At 61.0% G+C, this 23,369-nt stretch carries 21 protein-coding genes and 1 pseudogene; 11 read left to right on the forward strand and 11 right to left on the reverse strand.

What is annotated here, in order from left to right; translation table 11 throughout:
* Window positions 1–53: 53 nt before the first annotated feature.
* The 4 genes from JN403_RS10805 to JN403_RS10820 all read left to right on the forward strand — a co-directional run bounded on the left by JN403_RS10805 (window position 54) and on the right by JN403_RS10820 (window position 3,826).
* Window positions 54–1,202, forward strand: coding sequence for a serine hydrolase domain-containing protein (locus tag JN403_RS10805; RefSeq protein WP_205486948.1), 1,149 nt, complete (start codon window positions 54–56; stop codon window positions 1,200–1,202).
* A gap of 150 nt (window positions 1,203–1,352) precedes the next feature.
* Window positions 1,353–2,372 (forward strand): OmpA family protein, encoded by a 1,020-nt coding sequence (locus JN403_RS10810; RefSeq protein ID WP_205486949.1) that lies wholly within the window; start codon window positions 1,353–1,355, stop codon window positions 2,370–2,372.
* 134 nt (window positions 2,373–2,506) lie between these two features.
* Window positions 2,507–3,154: a pyridoxamine 5'-phosphate oxidase gene (gene pdxH, locus JN403_RS10815; RefSeq protein ID WP_205486950.1), complete on the forward strand. Its 648-nt coding sequence runs from the start codon at window positions 2,507–2,509 to the stop codon at window positions 3,152–3,154.
* Between the two features lie 207 nt (window positions 3,155–3,361).
* Window positions 3,362–3,826 (forward strand): glycine zipper 2TM domain-containing protein, encoded by a 465-nt coding sequence (locus JN403_RS10820; RefSeq protein WP_037012225.1) that lies wholly within the window; start codon window positions 3,362–3,364, stop codon window positions 3,824–3,826.
* 94 nt (window positions 3,827–3,920) lie between these two features.
* On the opposite strand, the gene JN403_RS10825 is transcribed toward JN403_RS10820, so the two are convergent.
* The 3 genes from JN403_RS10825 to JN403_RS10835 form a co-directional block, all read right to left on the reverse strand.
* Entirely contained in the window at window positions 3,921–5,558 is a 1,638-nt protein-coding gene (locus JN403_RS10825) for an NAD(P)/FAD-dependent oxidoreductase (protein ID WP_205486951.1), read from the reverse strand.
* A 113-nt stretch (window positions 5,559–5,671) separates the two neighbouring features.
* Window positions 5,672–6,352: a hypothetical protein gene (locus JN403_RS10830; protein ID WP_205486952.1), complete on the reverse strand. Its 681-nt coding sequence runs from the start codon at window positions 6,350–6,352 to the stop codon at window positions 5,672–5,674.
* Between the two features lie 62 nt (window positions 6,353–6,414).
* Complete coding sequence (locus tag JN403_RS10835; RefSeq protein ID WP_205486953.1) at window positions 6,415–7,014, reverse strand: short chain dehydrogenase; 600 nt, start codon at window positions 7,012–7,014, stop codon at window positions 6,415–6,417.
* Between the two features lie 105 nt (window positions 7,015–7,119).
* On the opposite strand from JN403_RS10835, the gene JN403_RS10840 reads away from it, so the two are divergent.
* Complete coding sequence (locus JN403_RS10840) at window positions 7,120–8,028, forward strand: LysR family transcriptional regulator (protein ID WP_205486954.1); 909 nt, start codon at window positions 7,120–7,122, stop codon at window positions 8,026–8,028.
* 372 nt (window positions 8,029–8,400) lie between these two features.
* Here JN403_RS10840 and JN403_RS10845 read toward each other — a convergent pair whose 3' ends face one another.
* From JN403_RS10845 to JN403_RS10865, 5 genes are all read right to left on the reverse strand, one after another.
* Window positions 8,401–9,102 carry an ABC transporter ATP-binding protein gene (locus JN403_RS10845; RefSeq protein WP_065992624.1) on the reverse strand — a complete coding sequence of 234 codons (702 nt, stop codon included), beginning with the start codon at window positions 9,100–9,102 and terminating at the stop codon, window positions 8,401–8,403.
* The gene (gene livG, locus JN403_RS10850) at window positions 9,103–9,870 is read right to left on the reverse strand and encodes a high-affinity branched-chain amino acid ABC transporter ATP-binding protein LivG (protein ID WP_122536637.1); all 768 of its coding nucleotides are present in this window, start codon (window positions 9,868–9,870) and stop codon (window positions 9,103–9,105) included. It abuts the gene before it with no gap.
* On the reverse strand, window positions 9,785–11,131 hold the full coding sequence (locus JN403_RS10855) for a high-affinity branched-chain amino acid ABC transporter permease LivM (protein ID WP_205486955.1): 1,347 nt from the start codon (window positions 11,129–11,131) through the stop codon (window positions 9,785–9,787). Before JN403_RS10855 ends, livG begins: the two co-directional genes overlap by 86 nt.
* On the reverse strand, window positions 11,128–12,054 hold the full coding sequence (gene livH / locus JN403_RS10860) for a high-affinity branched-chain amino acid ABC transporter permease LivH (protein ID WP_122536639.1): 927 nt from the start codon (window positions 12,052–12,054) through the stop codon (window positions 11,128–11,130). Before livH ends, JN403_RS10855 begins: the two co-directional genes overlap by 4 nt.
* A 214-nt stretch (window positions 12,055–12,268) precedes the next feature.
* On the reverse strand, window positions 12,269–13,396 hold the full coding sequence (locus tag JN403_RS10865) for a branched-chain amino acid ABC transporter substrate-binding protein (protein ID WP_172609395.1): 1,128 nt from the start codon (window positions 13,394–13,396) through the stop codon (window positions 12,269–12,271).
* Between the two features lie 326 nt (window positions 13,397–13,722).
* Here JN403_RS10865 and JN403_RS10870 point away from each other — a divergent pair, with 326 nt between their 5' ends.
* Together JN403_RS10870 and JN403_RS10875 are read left to right on the forward strand one after the other, a co-directional pair.
* The gene (locus JN403_RS10870) at window positions 13,723–14,022 is read left to right on the forward strand and encodes a DUF2288 domain-containing protein (protein ID WP_205486956.1); all 300 of its coding nucleotides are present in this window, start codon (window positions 13,723–13,725) and stop codon (window positions 14,020–14,022) included.
* A 350-nt stretch (window positions 14,023–14,372) separates the two neighbouring features.
* On the forward strand, window positions 14,373–15,728 hold the full coding sequence (locus JN403_RS10875; RefSeq protein ID WP_205486957.1) for an MFS transporter: 1,356 nt from the start codon (window positions 14,373–14,375) through the stop codon (window positions 15,726–15,728).
* Between the two features lie 77 nt (window positions 15,729–15,805).
* Here JN403_RS10875 and rapA read toward each other — a convergent pair whose 3' ends face one another.
* Window positions 15,806–18,652 carry an RNA polymerase-associated protein RapA gene (gene rapA / locus JN403_RS10880; protein ID WP_205486958.1) on the reverse strand — a complete coding sequence of 949 codons (2,847 nt, stop codon included), beginning with the start codon at window positions 18,650–18,652 and terminating at the stop codon, window positions 15,806–15,808.
* Window positions 18,653–18,858: 206 nt separating this feature from the next.
* On the opposite strand from rapA, the gene JN403_RS10885 reads away from it, so the two are divergent.
* The 3 genes from JN403_RS10885 to ccoM all read left to right on the forward strand — a co-directional run bounded on the left by JN403_RS10885 (window position 18,859) and on the right by ccoM (window position 19,678).
* Window positions 18,859–19,206, forward strand: coding sequence for an aspartate-semialdehyde dehydrogenase (locus JN403_RS10885; RefSeq protein WP_205486959.1), 348 nt, complete (start codon window positions 18,859–18,861; stop codon window positions 19,204–19,206).
* A 66-nt stretch (window positions 19,207–19,272) separates the two neighbouring features.
* Complete coding sequence (locus tag JN403_RS10890; RefSeq protein ID WP_163021980.1) at window positions 19,273–19,434, forward strand: hypothetical protein; 162 nt, start codon at window positions 19,273–19,275, stop codon at window positions 19,432–19,434.
* Between the two features lie 127 nt (window positions 19,435–19,561).
* Window positions 19,562–19,678: a cytochrome c oxidase subunit CcoM gene (ccoM, locus tag JN403_RS25770; RefSeq protein ID WP_275900180.1), complete on the forward strand. Its 117-nt coding sequence runs from the start codon at window positions 19,562–19,564 to the stop codon at window positions 19,676–19,678.
* A 135-nt stretch (window positions 19,679–19,813) separates the two neighbouring features.
* Here ccoM and JN403_RS10895 read toward each other — a convergent pair.
* Together JN403_RS10895 and JN403_RS10900 are read right to left on the reverse strand one after the other, a co-directional pair.
* Window positions 19,814–20,254, reverse strand: a pseudogene (locus JN403_RS10895) (MaoC family dehydratase); the annotation flags it as partial.
* A gap of 40 nt (window positions 20,255–20,294) precedes the next feature.
* Window positions 20,295–21,239, reverse strand: a complete 945-nt coding sequence (locus tag JN403_RS10900; RefSeq protein ID WP_205486960.1) for an alpha/beta hydrolase — start codon at window positions 21,237–21,239, stop codon at window positions 20,295–20,297.
* Window positions 21,240–21,465: 226 nt separating this feature from the next.
* Here JN403_RS10900 and fadD2 point away from each other — a divergent pair, with 226 nt between their 5' ends.
* The gene (gene fadD2 / locus JN403_RS10905; RefSeq protein WP_205486961.1) at window positions 21,466–23,154 is read left to right on the forward strand and encodes a long-chain-fatty-acid--CoA ligase; all 1,689 of its coding nucleotides are present in this window, start codon (window positions 21,466–21,468) and stop codon (window positions 23,152–23,154) included.
* Window positions 23,155–23,369: the final 215 nt, after the last annotated feature.

A 23,369-nucleotide genomic window follows, 5' to 3' on the forward strand; every position in this document is an offset into this window, starting at 1 on the left:
CATTCGCTGGAACAATGTTCGCCATTTTTGCAGCCCGACCGGAGAGCCAGACCGTGCAGATTCAAGGCCATTTCGAGCTTCAGTTTGAGGCCGTACGCGAGGCGTTCGCCGCGCTGTTCGACGATCCGCAGGAGCGTGGCGCAGCGCTGTGCGTGCAGGTTGGCGGCGAGACGGTGCTGGATCTGTGGGCGGGCACGGCAGACAAGGATGGCGGCGAGGTCTGGCACAGCGACACCATCGCCAATCTGTTCTCCTGCACCAAGACCTTCACCGCGGTCACGGCCCTGCAATTAGTGGGCGAGGGCAAGCTGAGTCTGGATGAGCCCGTCGCGCGTCTCTGGCCCGAGTTCGCTGCCAACGGCAAACAGTCCATCACCTTGCGGCAGTTGCTCTGCCATCAGGCCGGGCTCCCGGCGATCCGTGACATCCTGCCGGCCGAAGCGCTTTACGACTGGCAGACCATGACAAGTGTGTTGGCTGCCGAGGAACCCTGGTGGACGCCGGGGCAGGGCCACGGCTATGCCGCCATCACCTACGGCTGGCTGGTGGGCGAGATGATTCGGCGTGCCGACGGGCGTGGCCCGGGCGAATCCATTGCGGCGCGTATCTCACGGCCATTGGGCCTGGATTTCCATGTCGGTCTCCCTGATGAAGAGTTTCACCGCGTCGCCCACATCGCCAGAGGCAAGGGCAATACCGGCGATGAGTCCGCGCAGCGGCTGCTGCAGACCACGATGCGCGAACCCGCTTCCATGACCGCCAGGGCGTTCACCAACCCGCCGTCGATCATGACCAGCACCAACAAGCCGGAATGGCGGCGCATGCAGCAACCTGCCGCCAATGGCCATGGCAACGCACGCAGTCTGGCCGGTTTCTACAGCGGCTTGCTGGATGGCAGCCTGCTGGACGGCGACTTGCTCAACGAGCTCACTCGTGAGCACTGCATCGGCCAGGACAAGACGCTGCTCACCCAGACGCGCTTCGGTCTGGGCTGCATGCTCGATCAACCCGCGGTGCCTAACGCAACATTTGGCCTGGGTGCCAAGTCGTTCGGCCATCCCGGCGCAGGCGGCTCGGTAGGTTTCGCCGATCCCGAGCGCGATGTCGCGTTCGGTTTCGTGACGAATACCCTCGGTCCTTACGTGTTGATGGATCCGCGCGCTCAGCGTCTCGTGCGCGAGCTTGGTGAGTGTTTGCAATAACTATCGTCGTTAAGTGCTTGTTCTACCGACTGTCAGTTAAATCTGGATAACCGAACCGTAGGGCGGTTTCTTTTTCCAAAACGGTCTTTATGCGTGTTATATGAGCGCTGCTTCGTTCATTTTCTGATCAATTATTCATGTGGGTCACCCATGTCAGCTAACAAAAGCCTCGCATTCGCCATCTGCCTCGCCGTCACCGGCTGTGCGCAAACCCCTCAGGACCAATCGGCCAGCAATGATCACTGGTGGTCGTTCGGCTCAGGCAAAGGCGCCGATGCCGCTCCGGCAACCCCGGCGCCACGCCCGGCGGCCGCGCAAGTGGCAAAAGCCCAGGCCGAGACCGGCACGCGCTGGTACTGGCCGTTTGGTTCTGACCACGGCGAGACCGAGAAGAAACCGGAAGTTGCCGCCACTCAGCCGGCCGCAGCCCCGGCCGTTGCTCAGGCTGGCGACGCCAACAAATGGTGGTGGCCGTTCGGCGCAAGCGAAGCTAAAAAAGACGCAGCGCCAGCTATTCCCAAAGTCGACCCGAAAGTGACGCAGGCCTGGCTGGATCTCAACGAGCCGAAAGTCCGCGAAGCGATCAAGGACAGCCAGTTCCAACTTGAGCGCCGTGACGACATCCTCGTGGTGACCGCGCCGGTCGACAGTACTTTCAATCCGAAACGTCCGGAAATGCTCCTGCCGACCAACCTCGGCCCGATCAGCCGTATGGCCAAGATCGTTGAAGTCGACCCGCGCGCCGCTGTTCTGGTGTTGGGCCACGGTGATGTCGCCGGCGACGCCGATCTCAAGATCAGCCAGCAGCGCGCGCAATCGGTCGCGGCGATTTTCCGCCTCAGCGGCCTGCAGCGTAACCGCCTGAGCCTGCGTGGCATGGGCGCCGACATGCCCCGTGCAGCCAGCGACAGTGCGCCAGGTCGCGCATTGAACCGCCGCGTGGAAATCATCCTGACCCCGCAAGACACCATGGTTGCCCAGATGGCCAAGTACAACTTGCCGCCGGCGCCAACCCTGCTGGCCGTGCAAACTGCCAACGCGCCGGCTCCGGCACCGGTTGCCGCACCGACCAAGGCGGCTGCGCCTGTCAAATCGGCCGCACCGGTCAAGAAGGCCGCTGCGACCAAGGCTTCTGCCGCCAAAGCGCCTGCGGCCAAAAAGCGCCGGTGAAGAAAGCTGCGCCAGCGAAAGCCAAGGCAGCGCCTGCGAAAGCAGCCGCCAAAAAACCTGCCCCGGATGCTCAAGCCAGCAACTGAGGTTAAGATCGGGAATCTGTTCACGAATCTCGATTAAGGAAGGCAGTGATGAGCCAGCGTCTGGCCGATATGCGTCGTAACTATGCCCGCGAAGGATTGACCGAAGCCCAGGCTCCGGAAGAACCCTTCGCACTGTTTCATCACTGGTTCAACGAAGCGGTCCAGACCGAGCAAGCGCCGGTGGAGGCCAATGCCATGACGCTGGCGACTGTCGATGCCGACGGCCGCCCGCATTGCCGGGTTCTGCTGCTCAAAGGCCTCGACGCTCAGGGGTTCACGTTCTTTTCGAACTACGAAAGCGCCAAAGGCCAGCAGTTGAACGCACGTCCTTTTGCCGCGATGACGTTCTTCTGGCCCACGCTGGAACGTCAGGTGCGCATCGAGGGCCGCGTGGCCAAAGTCAGCCACGAAGAATCCGACGCCTATTTCCAGGTACGCCCCCTCGGCAGCCGCCTGGGTGCCTGGGCATCGCCGCAAAGCCAGGTGATCGCCGACCGTGAAGAACTCGAAGGTTTGCTCAAAGCCACCGAGGCGCGTTTCATGGACACCCAGCCTGACTGTCCCGATCACTGGGGCGGTTATCGTCTGGTACCGGATCGCATCGAATTCTGGCAGGGACGTCCAAGCCGTCTGCACGACCGCCTGAACTATCGACTGGTTGAAAGTGAATGGCAGCGAGAGCGCCTGGCCCCCTGATTGCTGGCGTTTCGGACTGGCTGATTGTCAGCTTCGGGGCTCTGTCACACTTTTCTTTGAATCAATTTCCGGCGCCGTCGTCCACTGCTGTAGACGTCGGCGGGTTGCTGTATCACGCCTGAATAAACGTAAATTATCGGTACAGGACCGTGACATCGATCGGCGTCGCAGAGTCTAATGGCTACCTGTTCCTCTGGAGATACTGTTATGCGTAAGTCTGTTCTGTTGGTTGCTTCGTTCACCGCCATGGCGCTGACGCTGGGCGGCTGTACTTCAAGCCTCACCGGCGACTCGTACTCGCGCGACGAAGCTCGTCAGGTGCAGACCGTACGCCTGGGCACGATCGAATCGCTGCGTCCGGTGAAGATTGAAGGCACCAAAACCCCGATCGGCGCTGGCGCCGGTGCCATTGTCGGCGGCGTGGGTGGCAGCGCCATCGGTGGCGGCCGCGGCAGCATCGTGACGGCCGTGATCGGTGCGGTCGCCGGTGGTCTGTTGGGTTCGGCAGCGGAAGGCGGCCTGACCCGTGCTCAAGGCGTCGAGATCACCGTGCGTGAAGACGACGGCACCATGCGTGCCTATGTTCAGGAAGTTCAGGAAAACGAGATCTTCCGTGTGGGTGAGCGTGTCCGCATCATGACCGTCAACGGTACCAGCCGCGTCAGCCACTAAACCGCGCTGGATGGCCTGAAGCTTGGTGTAAAAGCCCGCTTGCAAAAACGCCCCGATCATTCGGGGCGTTTTGCATTTCAGTACGCTGTCTCAGCTACAGGCTTTGCGCTGTGGCGGCTGATTCAGTGATGCCCAGGATATTGCGGGCCAGCGCTTCAGCGATGCGAATCCCGTCGACGCCGGCCGACAGGATGCCGCCCGCATAGCCCGCGCCTTCGCCCGCCGGGAACAGGCCTTTGACGTTGAGGCTCTGCAGGTCTTCGCCACGGGTGATGCGCAGGGGCGAGGAGGTGCGGGTCTCGATGCCGGTGAGGATCGCATCGTGCTGCGAAAAGCCCCTGATCTGCTTCTCGAACGCGGGCAGCGCCTCACGAATGGCTTCGATGGCAAAGGCGGGTAATGCGTCGGCAAGGTCGGTCAGCTTGACGCCCGGCTTGTAGGAAGGTTCTACGCCGCCCAACGCCGTTGAAGCTTTGCCCGCGATGAAATCACCCACCAGTTGCGCCGGGGCTTCGTAGGTTTCGCCGCCCATGAGGTAGGCGTGGGACTCCAGTCGCTCCTGCAGTTCGATGCCGGCCAGCGGGCTGCCCGGATAATCCTGCTCCGGCGTAATGCCGACGACGATGCCGGAGTTGGCGTTGCGCTCGTTGCGCGAGTACTGGCTCATGCCGTTAGTGACCACGCGGTTGGGCTCGGAAGTCGCCGCCACCACCGTGCCACCGGGGCACATGCAGAAGCTGTACACCGAACGGCCGTTCTTGGCGTGGTGCACCAGTTTGTAATCGGCAGCGCCAAGCTTCGGGTGACCGGCGTATTTACCCAGTCGGGCGCGGTCGATCAAGCCTTGTGGGTGCTCGATGCGGAAGCCGACCGAAAACGGTTTGGCCTCCATGAACACGCCGCGGCCGTGGAGCATGCGGAAGGTGTCGCGGGCGCTGTGGCCCAGCGCCAGAATCACGTGCCGAGAGTCGATGCGCTCGCCGCTGTCGAGCAGGACGCCCTGCATCTGGCCGTCTTCGATCAGCACATCGGTGACGCGTTGCTGGAAACGTACTTCGCCGCCCAGCGCTTCGATCTGATGACGCATGTTTTCAACGACGCCGGTCAGGCGGAAGGTGCCAATGTGCGGCTTGCTGACGTAGAGAATCTCTTCCGGCGCGCCGGCTTTGACGAACTCGTGCAAGACCTTGCGACCGATGAATTTCGGGTCTTTGATCTGGCTGTAAAGCTTGCCGTCGGAAAACGTCCCCGCGCCGCCCTCGCCGAACTGCACGTTGGATTCAGGGTTGAGCACGTTCTTGCGCCACAGGCCCCAGGTGTCCTTGGTGCGCTGACGGACTTCGGTGCCGCGTTCGAGGATGATCGGTTTGAAGCCCATCTGCGCCAGCAACAGGCCGGCGAAAATCCCGCAGGGGCCAAAGCCGACTACCAACGGACGCTGGCTCAGATCGGCGGGGGCGTGGCCAACCACTTTGTAACTGACGTCCGGGGCCGGGCCGATGTGTTTGTCGTGACTCAGGCGCTGGAGCAGGGCGGCTTCGTCGCGCACCAGGAAATCGATGGTGTAAATGAACTGCAGCTCGGTGGATTTCTTGCGCGCATCGTAGCTGCGCTTGAACAGGGTGAGATCCAGAAGCTCGTCGCTGCCGATGGCCAGGCGTTGCAGAAGTGCAGGGCGCAGTTCGTCGTCCGCGTGGTCCAGCGGCAATTTGAATTCGGTGATTCGTAACATTGAAAGATCCGGTTTCGGGCCGCAGGATCGGCCCGGCAGCACTACAAGAGCGCGCGATTATAAGCCACATTGGGCAGGGAGCGGTGGCCCGAGCGACGACATCCGCCACTCCATCAATCGTTACGCATCGCCCCAAAGTACGCGCAGCCGCGCTGAACCTGGCCATTGACCCGCAACTCGGCGGTCAGGTGCTGCACCGATCCGTTCGACGGGTCCACACACCGCAGCGGCGCCACGTAGAGCTCGACGTGTTGATTGTTGGCGTCGGTGATCAGGTTGAAGCGGCCCTCGGGCATCTGCTCCTCCATGTACGGCACGGCGAACGGCTCCTGGCCTTCGCGCTCAAGCACCAGACCCTTGCCGCTGGCGTTGAGGTTCCATTTCGGACCGTTGCCGCTGGCATGAATCGTCAGGCGCTTGAAATTGGGGTCCTCGCAGGCACCGCTCGGGCTCTCGACGCGGTACAGCTGATAGATGTCGGCCTGACCGTCACTGCCCTGAGCCTTGCTCGCGACGAAGTTGCCGCGTACATCGGCGAACGCCTTGCCGTTCTTGTCCACCACCGAGGCGGCTTCCTGCAAGATGCCAGTGTTGCCCTTGTCAGTTACTGCATAGCGGCGCTGTTCGTTGCACGGGGCGAAGAACAGTTTGCCGCCGTCACCGCTGAGGGTGCCCTGCATGCGGATCATGCCGGCCGTCGACACCTTGCTGTCATTGGACGACATGGGCATCAACTGGCAGCCGGCGAACAGAGGCAACAGGGCGAGCATCAGGGCAGAGCGAGCAGCGGACATGGGGCGGTCTCCAGACAAGTGCCGCCACGTTACTCAGCCTGCTCGCGCATCACAAGGGGCGATTAACCGACGTGATAGGTCTGTCCGGTTTGTAGCCCTTCGACACTTTTTGCGTACGCCAAGGCTACATCCGCTGCGGGGACCGGCTTGAAGCCGCGGAAGTACGGCGCGTAACTGCCCATGGCTTCGACCAGCACAGTGGGGCTGACCGAATTGACCCGCATGCCGCGCGGCATCTCGATGGCGGCGGCGCGCACGAAGGCGTCGATGGCGCCGTTGACCAGGCTGGCAGACGCCCCGGTGGGAATCGGATCGACGCTGGTAATGCCGGTGGTGAAGGTGAAGGACGCGCCGTCGTTGGCGAACTCCCGGCCGATCAGCAGCAGATTGACCTGTCCCATCAGCTTGTCGCGCAGGCCCAGGGCGAAGGAGTCGGCGGTCATCTCGCCCAGCGGCGCGAAGGTGACATTGCCGGCCGCGCAAATCAATGCGTCGAAAGGGCCTGTCCGTTCGAATAGTTTGCGGATCGAGTCGCTGTCACTAATATCGACGTGCTCGTCTGCGCCGGTTCTGCCGATGCGAACGATCTCGTGGCGTGGCGCCAACTCTTTCTCGATCGCCGAGCCGATGGTGCCGCTGGCGCCAATCAATAGAATTTTCATGATGCTGTTTTCCCCTGGTATGGATCAGGCGCTCAGTGTGAGTCGCCTTTTCCCACCGATACAGGGGCTAAACGGCAATCCCGGTTTGTCAGAAAGGAAACAATCATGAGCGAAATGGACGACCTGGCCGCGTTCGCGATGCTGGTGGAGGCCAATAGCTTCACCCTGGCTGCGCAATGGCTGGACACCAGTACCAGCCAACTGTCCAAGCGCATCAGCAAACTGGAAAAGAACTTCGGCGTGACGCTGCTCCATCGCACCACCCGCAGCCTGACGCTTACCTCGGCAGGCGCCATTCTGCTGCCGGAGGCCCGCGCGCTGCTGGCCCAACGCGACCGCGTTCGCGACGCCATGGCCTACCTGAGCGAAAGCCTGATCGGCACCGTGCGCCTGACCGTGCCGGTGTCCTTGGGCGAAACCTTCTTTGAAGGCCTGCTCACCGAATTCGCCCAGACCTACCCCGACGTGCAGGTCGAGCTAGACCTCAACAACCACTTCCGCGACATGCGCCGTGATGGCTTTGACCTGGGCATACGCTCCAGCGTGGGCATCGATGAGCGTCTGGTGGCCAAGCCGTTGTTGTCGTTACAGGAACTGACCTGCGCCAGCCCGGACTACCTCGCCAAACACGGCACCCCGCACACACCGGAAGAACTGCGCGTGCATCGATGCCTGCTCAACAGCCACCACACCGGCCGCGAATCGTGGGCTTACCACCAGAAACACGAACTGAGCCGCGTCAACGTACGCGGCACCTTCGCCAGTAACCACTACGGCCTCCTGAAAAAAGCCGCACTGGTCGGCGCCGGCATCGCCCGCCTGCCGTCGTACATGGTTCATGAAGAACTGAAAGAAGGGCGGCTGCACTGGTTGCTGCGCGATTACCAGACGCCGGTTTCATCGCTGTACCTCGTCCACCCCTTCGAAGGACGACTGCCGAGGCGGGTTCAAGTCATGGCGGATTATTTAAGCGAATGGTTCGAGCGCAGCACTGCGGCGCTGGAACAGCTCTGACTTCTGGGGTTATCAAATCGAGCGGGGACAGATTAATTTACGGTGAAGCGCTGTAAATAAATCAGTCCCCTGTAAACACTTGATCTGCCTTTGATCTTCGTACGCAAAAAGCCCAGACACCGCAAATCGCGACTTGGGTGCAGGCTGAACGCAGGTCTCGTGGAGTGGGCCGAGCCGCAGGGATGCGGCGAGAGCGCCGTCAGGACATGGATGTCCGTTCGGCGCGGGCCCACGGAGCGAGACCGGAGTGAAGGAACCCTGACGAAGGAAGGGCCCAACCAGGAGCACTAAGCCCTTGGTTACTTGGGGCTTTATCAAGTAACTCGCCGAAGGCGAAACGTCTGCCCCCAGGCAGACGCCCTTGATCCTGCTTTACCCGCCTAAATAAGCATCCCGCACTTTCGGATCAACCAGCAACTCCGCCCCCGACCCCTGCATCACCACCCGGCCATTCTCCAGAACATACGCACGATCAGCGATCTTCAACGCCTGATTCGCATTCTGCTCCACCAGAAACACCGTCACCCCATCCCGCCGCAACTGCTCAACAATCTCGAAAATCTGCTGAATAATAATCGGCGCCAGACCCAGCGAAGGCTCATCCAGCAACAACAGCTTCGGCTTGCTCATCAAGGCACGCCCGATCGCCAGCATCTGCTGCTCGCCGCCAGACATCGTCCCGCCGCGCTGATTGAAACGCTCCTTCAGACGCGGGAACAACTCAAGCACCTTATCCATCTGCACCTGATAATCGGCCTTGTCGGTAAAGAACCCGCCCATCGACAGATTCTCCTCCACCGTCAGGCGCGCGAACACACGACGGCCCTCCGGCACCACCGCAATACTCTTGCGCATGATCACCGACGACTCCAGACCGACCAGCTCTTCACCCATATAACGGATGCTGCCACTGTGCGCCCGCGGCGAACCGCACAGCGTCATCAACAGCGTCGATTTGCCCGCGCCATTCGCGCCGATCAGCGTGACAATCTCACCCTGCTGCACATCGATGCTGACACCGTGCAATGCCTGGATCTTGCCGTAGAACGTGGAAACGTTATCGAACTGCAGCATTTACGCTTCCCCCAGATAGGCTTTGATCACTTCAGGATTGTCACGGATCTGCTCGGGCGTGCCATCGGCCAGCGGCGTGCCCTGATTGATCACCACGATGTGGTCGGAAATGCTCATGACCAGCTTCATGTCGTGCTCGATCAGCAACACCGTCGCGTTGTGCTCGTTGCGCAACACGCCGATCAACGCTTTCAAGTCTTCGGTTTCTTTAGGGTTCAGACCGGCCGCCGGCTCGTCGAGCATCAGAATGCGCGGGCGCGTCATCATGCAGCGGGCGATTTCCAGGCGGCGTTGCTGACCGTAGGCCAGCGTGCCGGCAGGACGGTTGGCGAATTCCTTCAGGTCAACCGCTTCCAGCCAGTGCTCGGCATATTCCATCGCCTCACGCTCGCTCTTGCGGTACGCCGGGGTCTTGAACAGGCCCGACAGGAAGTTGGTGTTGAGGTGGCGATGCTGGGCCACCAGCAGGTTCTCCACTGCCGTCATTTCCTTGAACAGGCGCACGTTCTGGAACGTACGCACCACGCCTTTACGGGCGATTTCATGGCCGGCCAGTCCCTGGATAGGCTCGCCGTCCAGCAGAATCGTGCCGGAGGTGGGCTTGTAGAAACCGGTCAGGCAGTTGAACACAGTGGTCTTGCCGGCGCCGTTCGGGCCAATCATCGACACAACCTGTTTCTCGTTAACGGTCAGACCGACGCCGTTGACGGCCAGCAGACCGCCAAAGCGCATGCACAAGCCGGACGCTTGCAGAAGTGGACGGCTCATCAGCGCTCCCCTTGAGTTTCATGACGGGACGCTGCATCGGCAGGAAGCCCTGCGGACGCCAGATCATCATCAGCACCATCAAGGCGCCAAAGCCGAGCATCCGGTATTCGCTGAACTCGCGAAGCAGTTCAGGCAACAGAATCATCACGACCGCGGCGAGGATCACGCCCAGTTGCGAGCCCATCCCGCCCAGAACCACGATGGCGAGGATGATCGCCGACTCCAGAAAGGTGAACGACTCCGGCGTGATCAAACCCTGACGCGCGGCGAAGAAACTGCCGGCGAAACCAGCGAATGCAGCACCGAGGGTGAAGGCCGACAGCTTGATGATGGTCGGATTCAGACCCAGCGCGCGGCAAGCGATTTCGTCTTCACGCAGGGCTTCCCAGGCGCGGCCGATGGGCATGCGCAGCAACCGGTTGATCACGAACAGCGCCAGCAGCGCCAGCAGCAGGGCGATCAGGTAGAGAAAGATCACCTTGTTGATGGAGTTGTAGGGCAGGCCGAAGTATTCGTGGAACGTCTGCATGCCTTCGGCAGCCTTGCGCTCGAAGGTCAGGCCGAACAGCGTTGGCTTTTCGATGTTGCTGATGCCGTTGGGGCCGCCGGTGATGTCGGTCAGGTTACGCAGGAACAGGCGAATGATTTCACCAAAACCCAGCGTCACGATCGCCAGATAGTCACCACGCAAGCGCAGGACCGGGAAGCCGAGCAGAAAGCCGAACGTCGCCGACGCCAGCCCCGCCAGCGGCAGGCAGATCCAGAAACCGAAGCCGAAGTAGTGCTGCAGCAGGGCGTAGGTGTACGCGCCCACGGCGTAAAAGCCGACGTAGCCCAGGTCGAGCAGACCCGCCAGACCGACGACGATGTTCAGGCCCAGGCCGAGCATCACGTAAATCAGGATCAAGGTCGCGATGTCCACCGCGCCGCGCGAACCGAAGAACGGCCACACCAGCGCAGCGATCACCAGCGCGCCGAGGAACCAGCGTTGGGTCGACGGCAGGGTCAGAAAGCTGCTGGTTTTGTCGGACATCAGCTGTTTCTGCGGACGCGAACGCCACATGGCGCTGATCTGTTCGTTGAACAGCACGCGCAGGAACATCAGAAACGCCGCGGCGAAGATCACCAGCACGGTGGTGGTGCTGGCGCCGACTACCGCGAGATTGATCCCGACGATGTCCAGTTTGAGCCCGAGGATCGGGTAAGCGACGGCCAGCACCAGCACTGCGCTGAAGAGGGCCGATTTGAGATTCCTGGTCATACTTTTTCAACCTCCGGACGGCCGAGCAGGCCGGTTGGCCGGAACAACAACACCAATACGAGAAGACCGAACGCCACCACATCCTTGTACTGGTCGCCGAAGATGTCGGCGCCAAAGGCTTCGGCGATGCCCAGCACCAGACCGCCGAGCATCGCGCCCGGGATACTGCCGATGCCGCCCAGTACCGCAGCGGTGAAGGCTTTGATGCCGACGAGGAAACCGGCGTTCGGGTTGATCACGCCGTACTGCATGCTCAGCAGGACCGCAGCGACGGCCGCCAGGGCAGCGCCGATGACAAAGGTCAGGGCAATGATGTTGTTGGTGTTGATCCCCAGCAGGTTGGCCATCTTGATGTCTTCGGCACAGGCACGGCAGGCGCGACCCAGGCGAGAGCGGGAGATGAACCAGGTCAGACCGAGCATGGCCACCAGCGTGACGACGAAGATGAGGATCTGCATGTAGGAGATCACCACTTCATGGGTGCTGCCGGGGCCGAAAACGAAGTTGCCGGGAATGAGGTTGGGGATCGATTTGTCTTTTGAGTCCTGCGACAACAGCACGGTGTTCTGCAGGAAAATCGACATACCGATGGCGGAAATCAGAGGGATCAAACGGTTGCTACCGCGCAACGGGCGATAGGCAACTCGCTCGATGGCGTAACCGTAGGCGCTGGTCACCACAATACTGGCGACGAAGGCTGCGGTAATCAGCAGGGGCAGGCTGTCCAGGCCAAGCATGGTCAGACCGGCCAGAGCGATAAACGCCACATACGACCCGATCATGTACACCTCGCCATGGGCGAAGTTGATCATGCCGATGATGCCGTAAACCATGGTGTAGCCGATGGCAATCAAGGCGTAAGTGCTGCCAATGGTCATCCCATTAACCAGCTGTTGAAGAAAGTGATAGAGATCTATCGGCATTGCTGAGTGCTCCTAAAAACCTGCCTGGTGTTTCACTGGTGAAGTTTTTTCCCGCTCGCGCGTCGTGATCTACGTCCGCGTCCGGCACGAGCCCAGTGGGTCACTGGTGCGGTTTCAAGATGTTCAGGGATCGGAATTCTTGTGAAATTCGCTGCCCAGCTAAAACAAAGCCCACTGCGGTTGCAGTGGGCTTCGGGTAAGCATGAAGGCTGCGTTATTTCACAGGGGCTTCAGTCTTGGTGCCATCTTTGTGCCAGGTGTAAACGACGAATTTGAAGTCTTTCAAGTCACCCTTGGCGTCGAACGACAGATCACCGGTAGGGGTTTTGAAGGTACCGGCGTGAATGGCTGCAGCCACTTTGGCGGTGTCTTCTGACTTGGCGGTCTTGATGGCGTCGGCGATCACTTCCACAGCGGCATAGGCCGGGAACACGAACGGACCGCTTGGGTCTTCTTTCTTCGCCTTGAACGCGGCAACCAGTTCATTGTTGGCCGGGTCCTGATCGAAGGATTTCGGCAAGGTGACCAGCAGACCTTCGGACGCATCCTGAGCGATCTGCGAGATGGACGCGTTGCCCACGCCTTCCGGACCCATGAAGCCGGCTTTCAGGCCTTTTTCCTGTGCCTGACGCAGGATCAGACCCAGTTCAGGGTGGTAGCCGCCGTAGTAGACGAAGTCGACGTTGGCTTGCTTCATCTTGGCGATCAGCGAGGAGAAGTCCTTGTCGCCGGCATTGATGCCTTCGAACAGGGCGACTTTCACGCCGTCTTTTTCCAGGGTCTGCTTGACGGCGGTGGCGATGCCTTCACCGTATTGCTGTTTGTCGTGGATGACCGCAACGATCTTCGGCTTGACCTGCTTGGCGATATAGTCGCCAGCGGCCGGGCCCTGGGCGCTGTCCAGGCCGATGGTGCGGAAGATCATTTTGTAACCGCGGGCGGTGATTTCCGGGCTGGTGGCCGCCGGGGTCACCATGATGATGCCTTCGTCTTCGTAGATGTCCGAAGCAGGCTGAGTGGAGCTGGAGCAGAGGTGACCAACCACGAACTTGACGCCGTCGTTAACCACTTTGTTGGCGATGGCGACCGCTTGTTTCGGGTCACAGGCATCATCGTAATCAACCGCTTCAAGCTTCTTGCCGTCAACGCCGCCTTTGGCGTTGATCTGGTCGATGGCCATCTTGGCGCCACTGAACTGCATGTCGCCGTACTGGGCCACTGCACCGGTTTTAGGGCCGGCGATGCCGATCTTGATGGTGTCAGCTGCGAACGAGTGACTGGCAACCCCCGCCAGAACCAGTGCGGCAAACAGCTTGGAAATCTGATTAATACCCTTAGTCATGATGCTCCACTCTTGCGTTGTCGTTTTTATAATCCTGACGGCCAAAGCTGCAGGACCGGATTGAATCTCCAGGCCGCACCCCAGCAACTGTACCGGAACAGTTTAGAGCGCCGGTCGAGCGCTTGAATAGCTGGCTGCGGGGGCCAAAACCTGTGGATGTCGCTTAATCGACAGAAAGATACACAATCAGGCGGCTGGTTTCGTCTTCTCGGACGAGCAACCGGTCGGCTAGCGCGAACTTCCCTGCAATCAATCACTTGAATCCGGGTTTGTCGGTATGAAAGGCGGCGCTATCATTGCGCCGATTTCCAATACGGTGAAAACCCATGACGCAAGAACCTAGCACCCTCTATGCCAAGCTGCTTGGCGAAACCGCTTCGATTACCTGGAAAGAATTGCAACCATTCTTTGCGAAGGGTGCCCTGTTGTGGGTCGAGCCGACGCTGGATTTGATCGCCGTGGCAGAGGCATTTGCCGAGAACCGCGAGGCGCAGGTGGCGGCGTGGCTCAAGAGTGGGGACGTCGGCAAGGTCTCTGAATCAAAGGCTCTGGATCTTCTCGAGCGTGATCCGCCGCTGTGGGCCGTCGTCGTCGCACCCTGGGTGTTGATCCATGAGAGGGCGTGATGCTGACAGCTGCTCAAAAATGGTGCGCCAAGTGATGGCAAAGTGGGTAGGGCGGTAACTATCAGTGTGTTGCCGGTAGCGGAATATCTCACCGACCGCACGCTTCGCGTGAGGGTCACGGCGGGGATCACTGCGGGACTGAGGCATGCCTTACATGGGCCGGTATCAGCGGGGCGAATGTTCACAGACAGAGTGCCATGGGGTGACTAGATTTCAGGCAAACCGGAGCGTCAGCCGGGACAGCCTCCTATAAAGCAAACCGGGGACAGATTTATTTACGGTGAAGCGATGTAAATAAGGTCAGTCCCCTCGCCGACGTCATTGCCCTATAACAAGAAAGAGATCGCCCCATGGACCACTCTACTCAGGCAAGGAACGCTTGGCGCGTTCTGTTTCTGCTGTTTCTGGCCAACTTGTTCAATTTCTTCGACCGCACGATCCCCGCGATCATCATCGAGCCCATCCGCAAGGAATGGTCGCTGAGCGACTTTCAGCTCGGCATCATCGGCACTGCCTTCACGCTGGTGTACGCCGTGGCCGGTCTGCCGTTGGGGCGCATGGCCGACAATGGCTCGCGGCGCAAGTTGATGGGCTGGGGTCTGGCGGTGTGGAGCGGGCTGACGGCGGTGAACGGTCTTGTCGGCAACTTCTGGGCGTTTCTGTTAGTGCGCATGGGCGTGGGCATTGGTGAGGCCAGCTATGCGCCTGCGGCCAACTCGTTGATCGGCGACCTGTTCCCGGCCCACCGCCGCGCCCGGGCCATGGGCATCTTTATGCTGGGCTTGCCCCTGGGGCTGCTGCTGGCGTTCTTCACCATCGGCGCAATGGTCCAGGCCTTCGGCAGTTGGCGGGCGCCATTCTTCATCGCTGCGGTGCCGGGGCTGGTGCTGGCGGTGTTCATGTTCTTCATCCGCGAGCCAGCCCGGGGCGCCGCTGAAAGCGTGGCCATTTCCCAGGAGAAAATCGACCGACCCATCCGCCGAGTGCTGTCGATTCCTACGTTTCGCTGGCTGGTGCTCGCCGGCCTTGCGTTCAACTTCGCCACCTACGCCTGCAACTCGTTCATGGTGCCGATGCTCCAGCGCTACTTTTTGCTGCCTTTGCAGGACGCCGCGATGGCGACCGGCATGATCGTCGGCGTGACCGGGCTCGTTGGCCTGACGGTCGGCGGCTGGGTGGCGGACAAGCTGCATCAACGCTGGAGCAACGGCCGCCTGATGTTTGCCGCCGTGAGCATGGTGGTCGCGACGCTGTGTACCGGTTATGCGCTGCACGCCGGGCGCATCGAAATCGGCGTGTTCGTCGGTGTATTCAGCCTGGGCTGGCTGTTTTCCTACAACTTCTACACCTGCGTTTACACCGCGATTCAGGACGTGGTGCAGCCCCGGCTGCGCGCCACGGCCATGGCGTTGTTTTTTGCCGGTCTGTATCTGCTGGGCGGCGGCCTGGGGCCAGTGGTGGTGGGACTGCTGTCCGACCATTTCGCTCACTCGGCCATGTACGCCGCGCAGGTCGAACAGATGACCGAACCGTTCAAGGCGGTGGGACTGCACGATGCGATGTACCTGATACCGGTGGCGCTGTTTTTCGCGCTGGTGTTTCTGGTGAAGGCGTCGACGTGTTTCAGCGCCGATGCGCAGCGGATGCGCGAGGGGATGGTGGCGGATGAGCGGGTGGGGCAGGGGGTGAAGCCGTCCGTGGCATGACCGAAAAGGGGACAGATTTATTTACGGTGAAGCGCTGTAAATAAGATCAGTCCCCTTTTACGGCCAGTCTCGTTGGTTTAGCCGGCGACAAGCACCCGAATGGCTTCGAGGCGCAGCGCGGCTTTTTCCAGCATGGCCAGGCCTTGCTCACGTTGTTCACGCAATGCCGCCAGTTCGCTGTCGCGGACCGTCGGGTTGACCGCTTGCAACGCGGTAAGACGCGCCAGCTCTTCTTCGGTGTCTGCCGCCAGACGTCGCTGTGCTTCCGCGACACGTTCAGCGTGCTTCGGCGCGATCTTGCTTTCGGCGGCGTTGATCTGCGGGTTGAGCACGTCACGCTGGGCCTGGATGAACTTGTTGGCGCTGGCCCGGGGCACGCTCTCCAGCTGATCGTTCAGGGTGGTGAAGGACACGCGGCCCGACAGGTCGTTGCCGTTGCCGTCCAGCAGGCAGCGCAGCGCGGCCGGCGGCAGGTAGCGGCCCAGTTGCAGTGAACGCGGCGCGACCACTTCACTGACGTAGAGCAATTCCAGCAACACGGTGCCGGGTTTCAGCGCCTTGTTCTTGATCAGTGCCACGGCGGTGTTGCCCATCGAGCCGGACAGCACCAGATCCATGCCGCCCTGCACCATCGGGTGTTCCCAGGTAATGAACTGCATGTCCTCGCGGGCCAGCGCCTGATTGCGGTCGTAGGTGATGGTCACGCCTTCGTCGTCGCCCAGCGGGAAGCTGGCGTCGAGCATCTTCTCGCTCGGCCGCAGGATCAGCGCGTTCTCCGAGTGGTCTTCGCTGTCGATGCCGAACGCGTCGAACAGGGTTTCCATGTAGATCGGCAGGGTGAACTGGTCGTCCTGCTCAAGGATGGCTTCCACCAGCGCCTCGCCTTCGCCCGCACCGCCGGAATTGAGCTCCAGCAGACGGTCGCGGCCGGTGTGCAGTTCACTCTCCAGACGCTCGCGCTCAGTGCGGGCCTCGGTCACCAGGGCCTGCCAGTCATCCTCGTCACCGCCATCCAGCTGCGGCAACAGGCGCGGACCGAACGTATGTTGCAGCGCGTTGCCGGTCGGGCAGGTGTTGAGAAATGCGTTGAGCGCTTCGTGATACCACTGGAACAGCCGCTCTTGCGGGCTGGTTTCCAGGTACGGCACGTGCAGCTCGATGATGTGCTTCTGGCCGATCCGGTCCAGACGGCCGATACGCTGCTCCAGCAGGTCCGGGTGCGCAGGCAGGTCGAACAGCACCAGATGATGGGAGAACTGGAAGTTGCGGCCTTCACTGCCGATTTCCGAGCAGATCAGTACCTGGGCGCCGAACTCTTCGTCGGCGAAGTAGGCCGCCGCGCGGTCGCGCTCAAGGATATTCATGCCTTCGTGGAAGACTGTCGCCGGGATGCCGGAACGCACGCGCAGGGCGTCTTCCAGGTCCATCGCGGTTTCGGCGTGGGCGCAGATGACCAGCACCTTCACGCGCTTGAGCATTTTCAGGGTGTCGATCAGCCAGTCAACGCGCGGATCGAAACGCCACCAGCGTTCTTCTTCAGTGCTCTCGCCATTGGCCTGGAAGCTGACTTCCGGGTACAGGTCGGCGTGTTCGCCAATCGGCAGCTCCAGGTATTCGGCCGGGCAGGGCAGGGGATACGGGTGCAGTTTGCGCTCCGGGAACCCTTGTACGGCGGCGCGGGTGTTGCGGAACAGCACGCGGCCGGTGCCGTGACGGTCAAGCAGTTCCCGGATCAGGCGGGCACTGGCTTCGGCGTCGCCGGCGGCCACCGCGGTCAGCAGTGCCTCGGCTTCGGCGCCGAGGAAACCACGGATGGTCTCGTTGGCCTTGGGCGACAGCGTGCCCTTGTCCAGGAGCTCCTGAACGGCCTCGGCCACCGGGCGATAGTTTTCGCTCTCGGCGCGGAAGGCGTGCAGGTCGTGAAAACGGTTCGGGTCCAGCAGGCGCAGACGGGCGAAGTGGCTGTCCTGGCCGAGCTGCTCGGGCGTTGCGGTCAGCAGCAGTACGCCGGGAATGACTTCGGCCAGTTGCTCGACCAGCGAGTATTCGCGGCTGGCCTTTTCTTCGTGCCAGACCAGGTGGTGGGCCTCGTCGACCACCAGCAGGTCCCAGCCCGCCGCGAACAATGCGTCCTGGGCCTTCTCGTCCTCAACCAGCCATTCCAGCGACACCAGCGCCAGTTGCGTGTCTTCGAACGGGTTGCTGGCATCGCTTTCGATGAAGCGTTCGGCGTCGAACAGCGCGACCTGCAGGTTGAAGCGGCGGCGCATTTCAACCAGCCACTGGTGCTGCAGGTTTTCCGGCACCAGGATCAGCACACGGTTGGCGCGGCCCGACAGCAACTGGCGGTGGATGACCAGACCGGCTTCGATGGTTTTACCCAGCCCCACTTCGTCCGCCAGCAATACGCGCGGCGCGATACGGTCAGCGACTTCGCGGGCGATGTGCAACTGGTGCGCGATCGGTTGCGCGCGCACACCGCCCAGGCCCCACAGCGAGGATTGCAGCTGGCGGCTGGTGTGTTCGAGGGTGTGATAACGCAGGGAGAACCACGGCAGGGGATCGATCTGCCCGGCAAACAGGCGGTCGGTGGCCAGGCGGAACTGAATGAAGTTCGACAGCTGGGTTTCCGGCAGCGTCACCGGCTGGTTCTGCGCGTTGAGGCCGTGATAGACCAGCAGGCCGTCGACGTCGTCGACTTCGCGGACGGTCATCTTCCAGTTTTCGAAGTGGGTGATGGTGTCACCCGGCGAGAAGCGCACTCGCGTCAGCGGCGCATTGCGCAAAGCATACTGGCGCGTGTCGCCAGTGGCCGGATAGAGCACGGTCAACAAGCGGCCGTCCTGAGCCAGAACGGTGCCCAAACCCAGCTCGGCTTCGCTGTCGCTAATCCAGCGTTGCCCCGGTTGATACTGCTGCGCCATGCTGCCTGACTCCCGCCTTGAAAAAGCCGACTATGTTAACGGAACAAGGCGCCCAGGCCAAAGCCACATTGTAAAAACGCCCGGATAGAGTGGGTCGCGCGCCTGAGGCGGGCACTTGCTGCGAAAAACATAGTCGAAACTCGCGCTTGAATCGGCTCAAGTCGACGAACCGTCAGCCGACAGCTTGATAACAGGAGACCATTACCATGCTGCCACCGCTGATCCCACTGAGCGCGGCCCCCGTGACTTCGCAGCTGGACCCGGTCAAACCCAACCCGGACATCCCGCCGGTAACGCCGATTCAAAAAAGTTCGAGCGAAACCAACATCGACATGGGCGAACGTGACCGCGAGCAGGCCGAAGTGCTGCTGCGCAAAGAACAACGCCGCCATCAACGCCGCCGCAGTGACCGGCGCGTGGCTGACCGCCATCCCGATCTCGAAGAAGGCCCGGCCATCCCCGGGGATTTCCTCAATGCCGACGACACCGTGCCGGTGGTGCCGATCATCGACGACGAGCCGCGCCAGGGTTTGTGGGTCGACCTGAAAGTCTGAGGCGCTGGTCAGCGCCGCTTCGATTGCGCATTATTGGCGGCAACGGGCATTCACGAGCGATACGCCATGAGCAATGACGAAAAACTGGTAGACCTGAGCGCCGAACGCGCCAAGCGTGTTCACGACCTCAATGACAAACGCCTGAACGAAGTGCGAAGCGCGTTCGAGCAGGCCATGCCGCTGGGCAAGGGCAAGAAGAAAGCCAAGAGCAAACCGAAAAAACGTTGACCCCCGCCTTTCGTTCATCCCCCGTCTGCCGGCTGCTTATCCACGCCGGCATTGACCTGAGTCAATCCCTCCCGTCACCCCACTGGTTACTCTGCGCCCATCAAAGGTTTAGGCAGAGGGCACGCGCATGTTTCTCGACCACGCAGTGATAGCCGGCGTCATGACGGTGGGGCTGACGATGGTGATTTATTCAAGCGTCGGACTGGTCATCTGGAGAGACTCACCCCGGCGCGGCAGACGCTGAGTTTTCTATAAAAGAGCACGCAAGGCATTTTGGGCAACTTCGGTTGCCCATTTTTTTGCGTGCTGTTTGCTCATTTGCGGCGGGGTCATGTTTGCTGAGAGCCGACTCAACCCACGGTAATGGGGGCAGCTCGGCCAGGCTCACGGTCTGCAGTTTGCGTGGCGCAAGGATTTCGGCCTCGCCATCCACCACCAGCTCATCGTTCTGATTGAAGACGCGAGTGGCGATGCGTACGCGGAACTTCGGCAATTTCTCAAGGATTTCCAGGCGCACGGTCAAGGTGTCGCCGATCTTCACCGGCTTCTGAAAGGTCATCTGCTGGCCCAGGTAAATCGTGCCCGGGCCAGGCAGTTCGCAAGCCACCGCCGCGCTGATCAAAGCGCCGCTGAACATGCCGTGGGCGATGCGATCCTTGAACATGCTCTTGGCGGCGAACTCGGCGTCCAGGTGCACCGGGTTGCGGTCGCCGGACATTTCGGCGAACAGCTGGATGTGGCGCTCTTCGACGGTTTTGCTGTAGCTGGCGGTCTGGCCGACTTCAAGGGCTTCGTACGGCGTGTTGGTGACTTGGGTCATGGGGTGTCCTGTGACAGTTAGGAAAGGTGAACCACTGACGTCATTCGCTGCGGCGCGGCCTAGGCTGCTTCAGCGCCTGTTCCAGCCAGGCGAGCAGGTCCCGAGTGACTTCTTCACGATTGGTCTCGATGAGAATCTCGTGGCGCGCCTGCGGATAGACCTTCAGCGTAACAAACGGGTGGTTGGTGCCGCTCAAAGCGTCGGCCAGATGCGTGAGACGCTTGCCATCACTCACCGGATCACATTCGCCACCGATAATCAGGATCGGCAGCCCGGGATCGATCTGCGCCAGGTTCGAACGTTTGCTGATCTGTTGCAGGCCGCCGAGCAAGTCCATCCACAACTGATTAGTGCAGCGAAAGCCGCACAGCGGGTCGTTGCTGTAGGCGTCGACCTCGGCCGGGTCGCGGTTGAGCCAGTCGTAGCAAGTGCGGGCAGGTTTGAAGCGTTTGTTGAACGCGCCGAACGACAGGTGCTCGATCAACGCGCTGCGCCCTGTTGGCCCTTGCCGCCAGCGTTCAATGCGGGCGACCAGCGCCGCCGAGCGATAAAAGGTGACGGGATGGTAGTTCGAGCCGCTGAGGATCGCACCCTGCAAACTGGCGCTGTGGTGCAGCAAATACCCCTGGGCGATGTAACTGCCCATGCTGTGACCCAGCAGGAACACCGGCACCCCCGGATGACGCACTGCAATCGACGCTTTGAGCGTAGCCAGGTCGCCGACCACTTTGTTCCAGCCGTCCTGATCGGCGTAATGACCCAGGGTGCCATAGGAAGCGGAATGGCCGTGGCCACGCTGATCGGCGCCATACAGGGCGAAACCTGCCCGCATCAATGCCATGCCCAGTCTGTCATAGCGCCCGCCGTGCTCAGCCATTCCATGGGAAAGCAGGATCACCGCTCGGGCATTGCCCATCGGCCTCCAGGCATGCACATAGAGGCGACTGTGGTCTTGAGCGTCCAGCCAAAAAGCTTCGTGTTCCATCGCGGTTCCCTGGCCCCTGTAAAAAGTTGTCTCAAAAAACGCAGTGGCGAGCGCTTCGCTTGAGTGTATAGCGGTAGCCGGATGGCAGGCTGGTTACCGGCAAGATTCACACCGGTGATGACGTGCCGACGACTATTTGCCTTCTATGCCATAGCTGCTAACGTCCGGCAAACGCCCGTTTAAATTCCACGGGGCCAGCACACTCAGGTAAGAGGATAAAAACAACATGCAACCTGACTTCTGGAACGACAAGCGCCCCGCTGGCGTTCTTTCTGAGGTGGACCTTCAGGCGTACACATCGGTGGTCGAGGTCTTTGAGCGCAGTTGCCGTCAATACGCCGATCGGCCGGCTTACAGCAACATGGGCGTCACCCTGAGCTACGCAGAGCTTGACCGCCATTCAGCAGCGTTCGCCGGTTACCTGCAACAGCAGACCGACCTCAACCCCGGCGACCGCATCGCCGTGCAGATGCCCAACTTGATCCAGTACCCCATCGCCGTGTTCGGTGCCATGCGCGCCGGCCTCATCGTCGTCAACACCAACCCGCTGTACACCGCCCGGGAAATGCGTCATCAGTTCAAGGATTCCGGCGCGCGCGCACTGGTCTACCTCAACGTCTTCGGCAAGAACGTGCAGGAAGTGCTGCCGGACACCGACATTGAATACCTCATCGAAGTGAAGATGGGCGACATGCAGTCGGCGGCCAAGGGCTGGCTGATCAACACAGCGGTGGAAAAGCTCAAGAAGCTGGTGCCCGCGTACCACTTGCCCCAGGCGATTGCGTTCAAACGTGTGCTCAAGCTCGGCAAGGGTGATCGTCTGCAACCCGTGCCGCTGGCCCTGGATGATGTCGCCGTCCTGCAATACACCGGTGGCACCACCGGTTCGCCGAAAGGCGCGATGCTGACCCACGGCAATCTGGTCGCCAACATGCAGCAGGTCTATGCCTGCATGCTGCAGCACGGGCCGGACGGGCAGCCGATCTTCAAGCAGGGCAGCGAAATCATGGTGGCGCCGCTGCCGCTTTATCACATCTATGCGTTCACCTGTAATTGCATGTGCATGATGGTCAGCGGCAATCACAACGTGCTGATTACCAACCCGCGGGACATCGGCGGCTTCATCAAGGAACTGAAGAAGTGGAAGTTCTCCGCGATGCTCGGCCTCAACACGCTGTTCGTGGCCCTCATGGACCATCCCGAATTCAAGCACCTGGATTTCTCTACCTTGCGCCTGACCAACTCCGGCGGTACCGCGCTGGTCAAAGCCACGGCCGAGCGCTGGCTGGAGCTGACCGGCTGCCCGATCGTCGAAGGCTATGGCCTGACCGAAACCTCTCCCGTCGCCACCGCCAACCCCTATGGCAATCAGTCCAGGCTGGGCACGGTGGGCATGCCGGTGCCAGGCACCACGGCGAAGGTCATCAGCGACGACGGGGCTGAACTGCCTGTGGGTGAGCGCGGCGAGCTGTGCCTCAAGGGGCCGCAGATCATGCTCGGTTACTGGAACAAACCAGAGGCCACCGCCGAAGTGCTGGACGGCGAAGGCTGGCTGAAAACCGGCGACGTCGCGGTGATCGACCCGGACGGGTTCATTCGCATTGTCGATCGCAAGAAGGACCTGATCATCGTCTCGGGCTTCAATGTCTACCCGAACGAGATCGAGGACGTGGTTTCACGGCATCCGAAAGTGGCGAACTGTGCGGTGATCGGCGTTCCCGACGACCGTTCCGGCGAAGCTGTGAAGCTGTTCGTGGTGCCGAGGGATGCGACGCTGACCAGCGAGGAGTTGAAGGCATACTGCAAGGAGAACTTCACCGGCTACAAGATTCCCAAGCTGATTGTGCTGCGTGAATCCTTGCCGATGACGCCGGTGGGAAAAATCCTGCGGCGGGAACTGCGGGATACCGCCTGATCCTGCGGCGATTGCTCATCAGCTTCCAACCCTGGAAAAACGGCGTGTCGATCACGCCGTTTTTTTGCCTGGTGGTTTGCTGCTGGATTGAATCGGAACGCGTAAATGAACATCGACGTAAGGCATTTCCGACATTTAGGTTCATTGCTCTAAACGTGACCGTGGCTCATTCAAGAGTCAGCTATGTGACTGGAGAGCCCGCTTTTGGCTCTAGG

Source organism: Pseudomonas sp. 15A4, assembly GCF_016925575.1.
Classification (GTDB): domain Bacteria; phylum Pseudomonadota; class Gammaproteobacteria; order Pseudomonadales; family Pseudomonadaceae; genus Aquipseudomonas.

Excerpts from the sequence above, each read along its gene's own strand:
- fadD2 (WP_205486961.1), top strand. The coding sequence starts at position 21,466 with ATGCAACCTGACTTCTGGAACGACAAGCGCCCCGCTGGCGTTCTTTCT.
- JN403_RS10820 (WP_037012225.1), top strand. The coding sequence starts at position 3,362 with ATGCGTAAGTCTGTTCTGTTGGTTGCTTCGTTCACCGCCATGGCGCTG.
- JN403_RS10875 (WP_205486957.1), top strand. The coding sequence starts at position 14,373 with ATGGACCACTCTACTCAGGCAAGGAACGCTTGGCGCGTTCTGTTTCTG.
- JN403_RS10825 (WP_205486951.1), bottom strand. The coding sequence starts at position 5,558 with ATGTTACGAATCACCGAATTCAAATTGCCGCTGGACCACGCGGACGAC.
- livH (WP_122536639.1), bottom strand. The coding sequence starts at position 12,054 with ATGCCGATAGATCTCTATCACTTTCTTCAACAGCTGGTTAATGGGATG.
- JN403_RS10835 (WP_205486953.1), bottom strand. The coding sequence starts at position 7,014 with ATGAAAATTCTATTGATTGGCGCCAGCGGCACCATCGGCTCGGCGATC.
- JN403_RS10900 (WP_205486960.1), bottom strand. The coding sequence starts at position 21,239 with ATGGAACACGAAGCTTTTTGGCTGGACGCTCAAGACCACAGTCGCCTC.
- ccoM (WP_275900180.1), top strand. The coding sequence starts at position 19,562 with ATGTTTCTCGACCACGCAGTGATAGCCGGCGTCATGACGGTGGGGCTG.
- rapA (WP_205486958.1), bottom strand. The coding sequence starts at position 18,652 with ATGGCGCAGCAGTATCAACCGGGGCAACGCTGGATTAGCGACAGCGAA.
- JN403_RS10840 (WP_205486954.1), top strand. The coding sequence starts at position 7,120 with ATGAGCGAAATGGACGACCTGGCCGCGTTCGCGATGCTGGTGGAGGCC.
- pdxH (WP_205486950.1), top strand. The coding sequence starts at position 2,507 with ATGAGCCAGCGTCTGGCCGATATGCGTCGTAACTATGCCCGCGAAGGA.
- livG (WP_122536637.1), bottom strand. The coding sequence starts at position 9,870 with ATGAGCCGTCCACTTCTGCAAGCGTCCGGCTTGTGCATGCGCTTTGGC.
- JN403_RS10885 (WP_205486959.1), top strand. The coding sequence starts at position 18,859 with ATGCTGCCACCGCTGATCCCACTGAGCGCGGCCCCCGTGACTTCGCAG.
- JN403_RS10890 (WP_163021980.1), top strand. The coding sequence starts at position 19,273 with ATGAGCAATGACGAAAAACTGGTAGACCTGAGCGCCGAACGCGCCAAG.
- JN403_RS10845 (WP_065992624.1), bottom strand. The coding sequence starts at position 9,102 with ATGCTGCAGTTCGATAACGTTTCCACGTTCTACGGCAAGATCCAGGCA.
- JN403_RS10870 (WP_205486956.1), top strand. The coding sequence starts at position 13,723 with ATGACGCAAGAACCTAGCACCCTCTATGCCAAGCTGCTTGGCGAAACC.
- JN403_RS10865 (WP_172609395.1), bottom strand. The coding sequence starts at position 13,396 with ATGACTAAGGGTATTAATCAGATTTCCAAGCTGTTTGCCGCACTGGTT.
- JN403_RS10810 (WP_205486949.1), top strand. The coding sequence starts at position 1,353 with ATGTCAGCTAACAAAAGCCTCGCATTCGCCATCTGCCTCGCCGTCACC.
- JN403_RS10855 (WP_205486955.1), bottom strand. The coding sequence starts at position 11,131 with ATGACCAGGAATCTCAAATCGGCCCTCTTCAGCGCAGTGCTGGTGCTG.
- JN403_RS10830 (WP_205486952.1), bottom strand. The coding sequence starts at position 6,352 with ATGTCCGCTGCTCGCTCTGCCCTGATGCTCGCCCTGTTGCCTCTGTTC.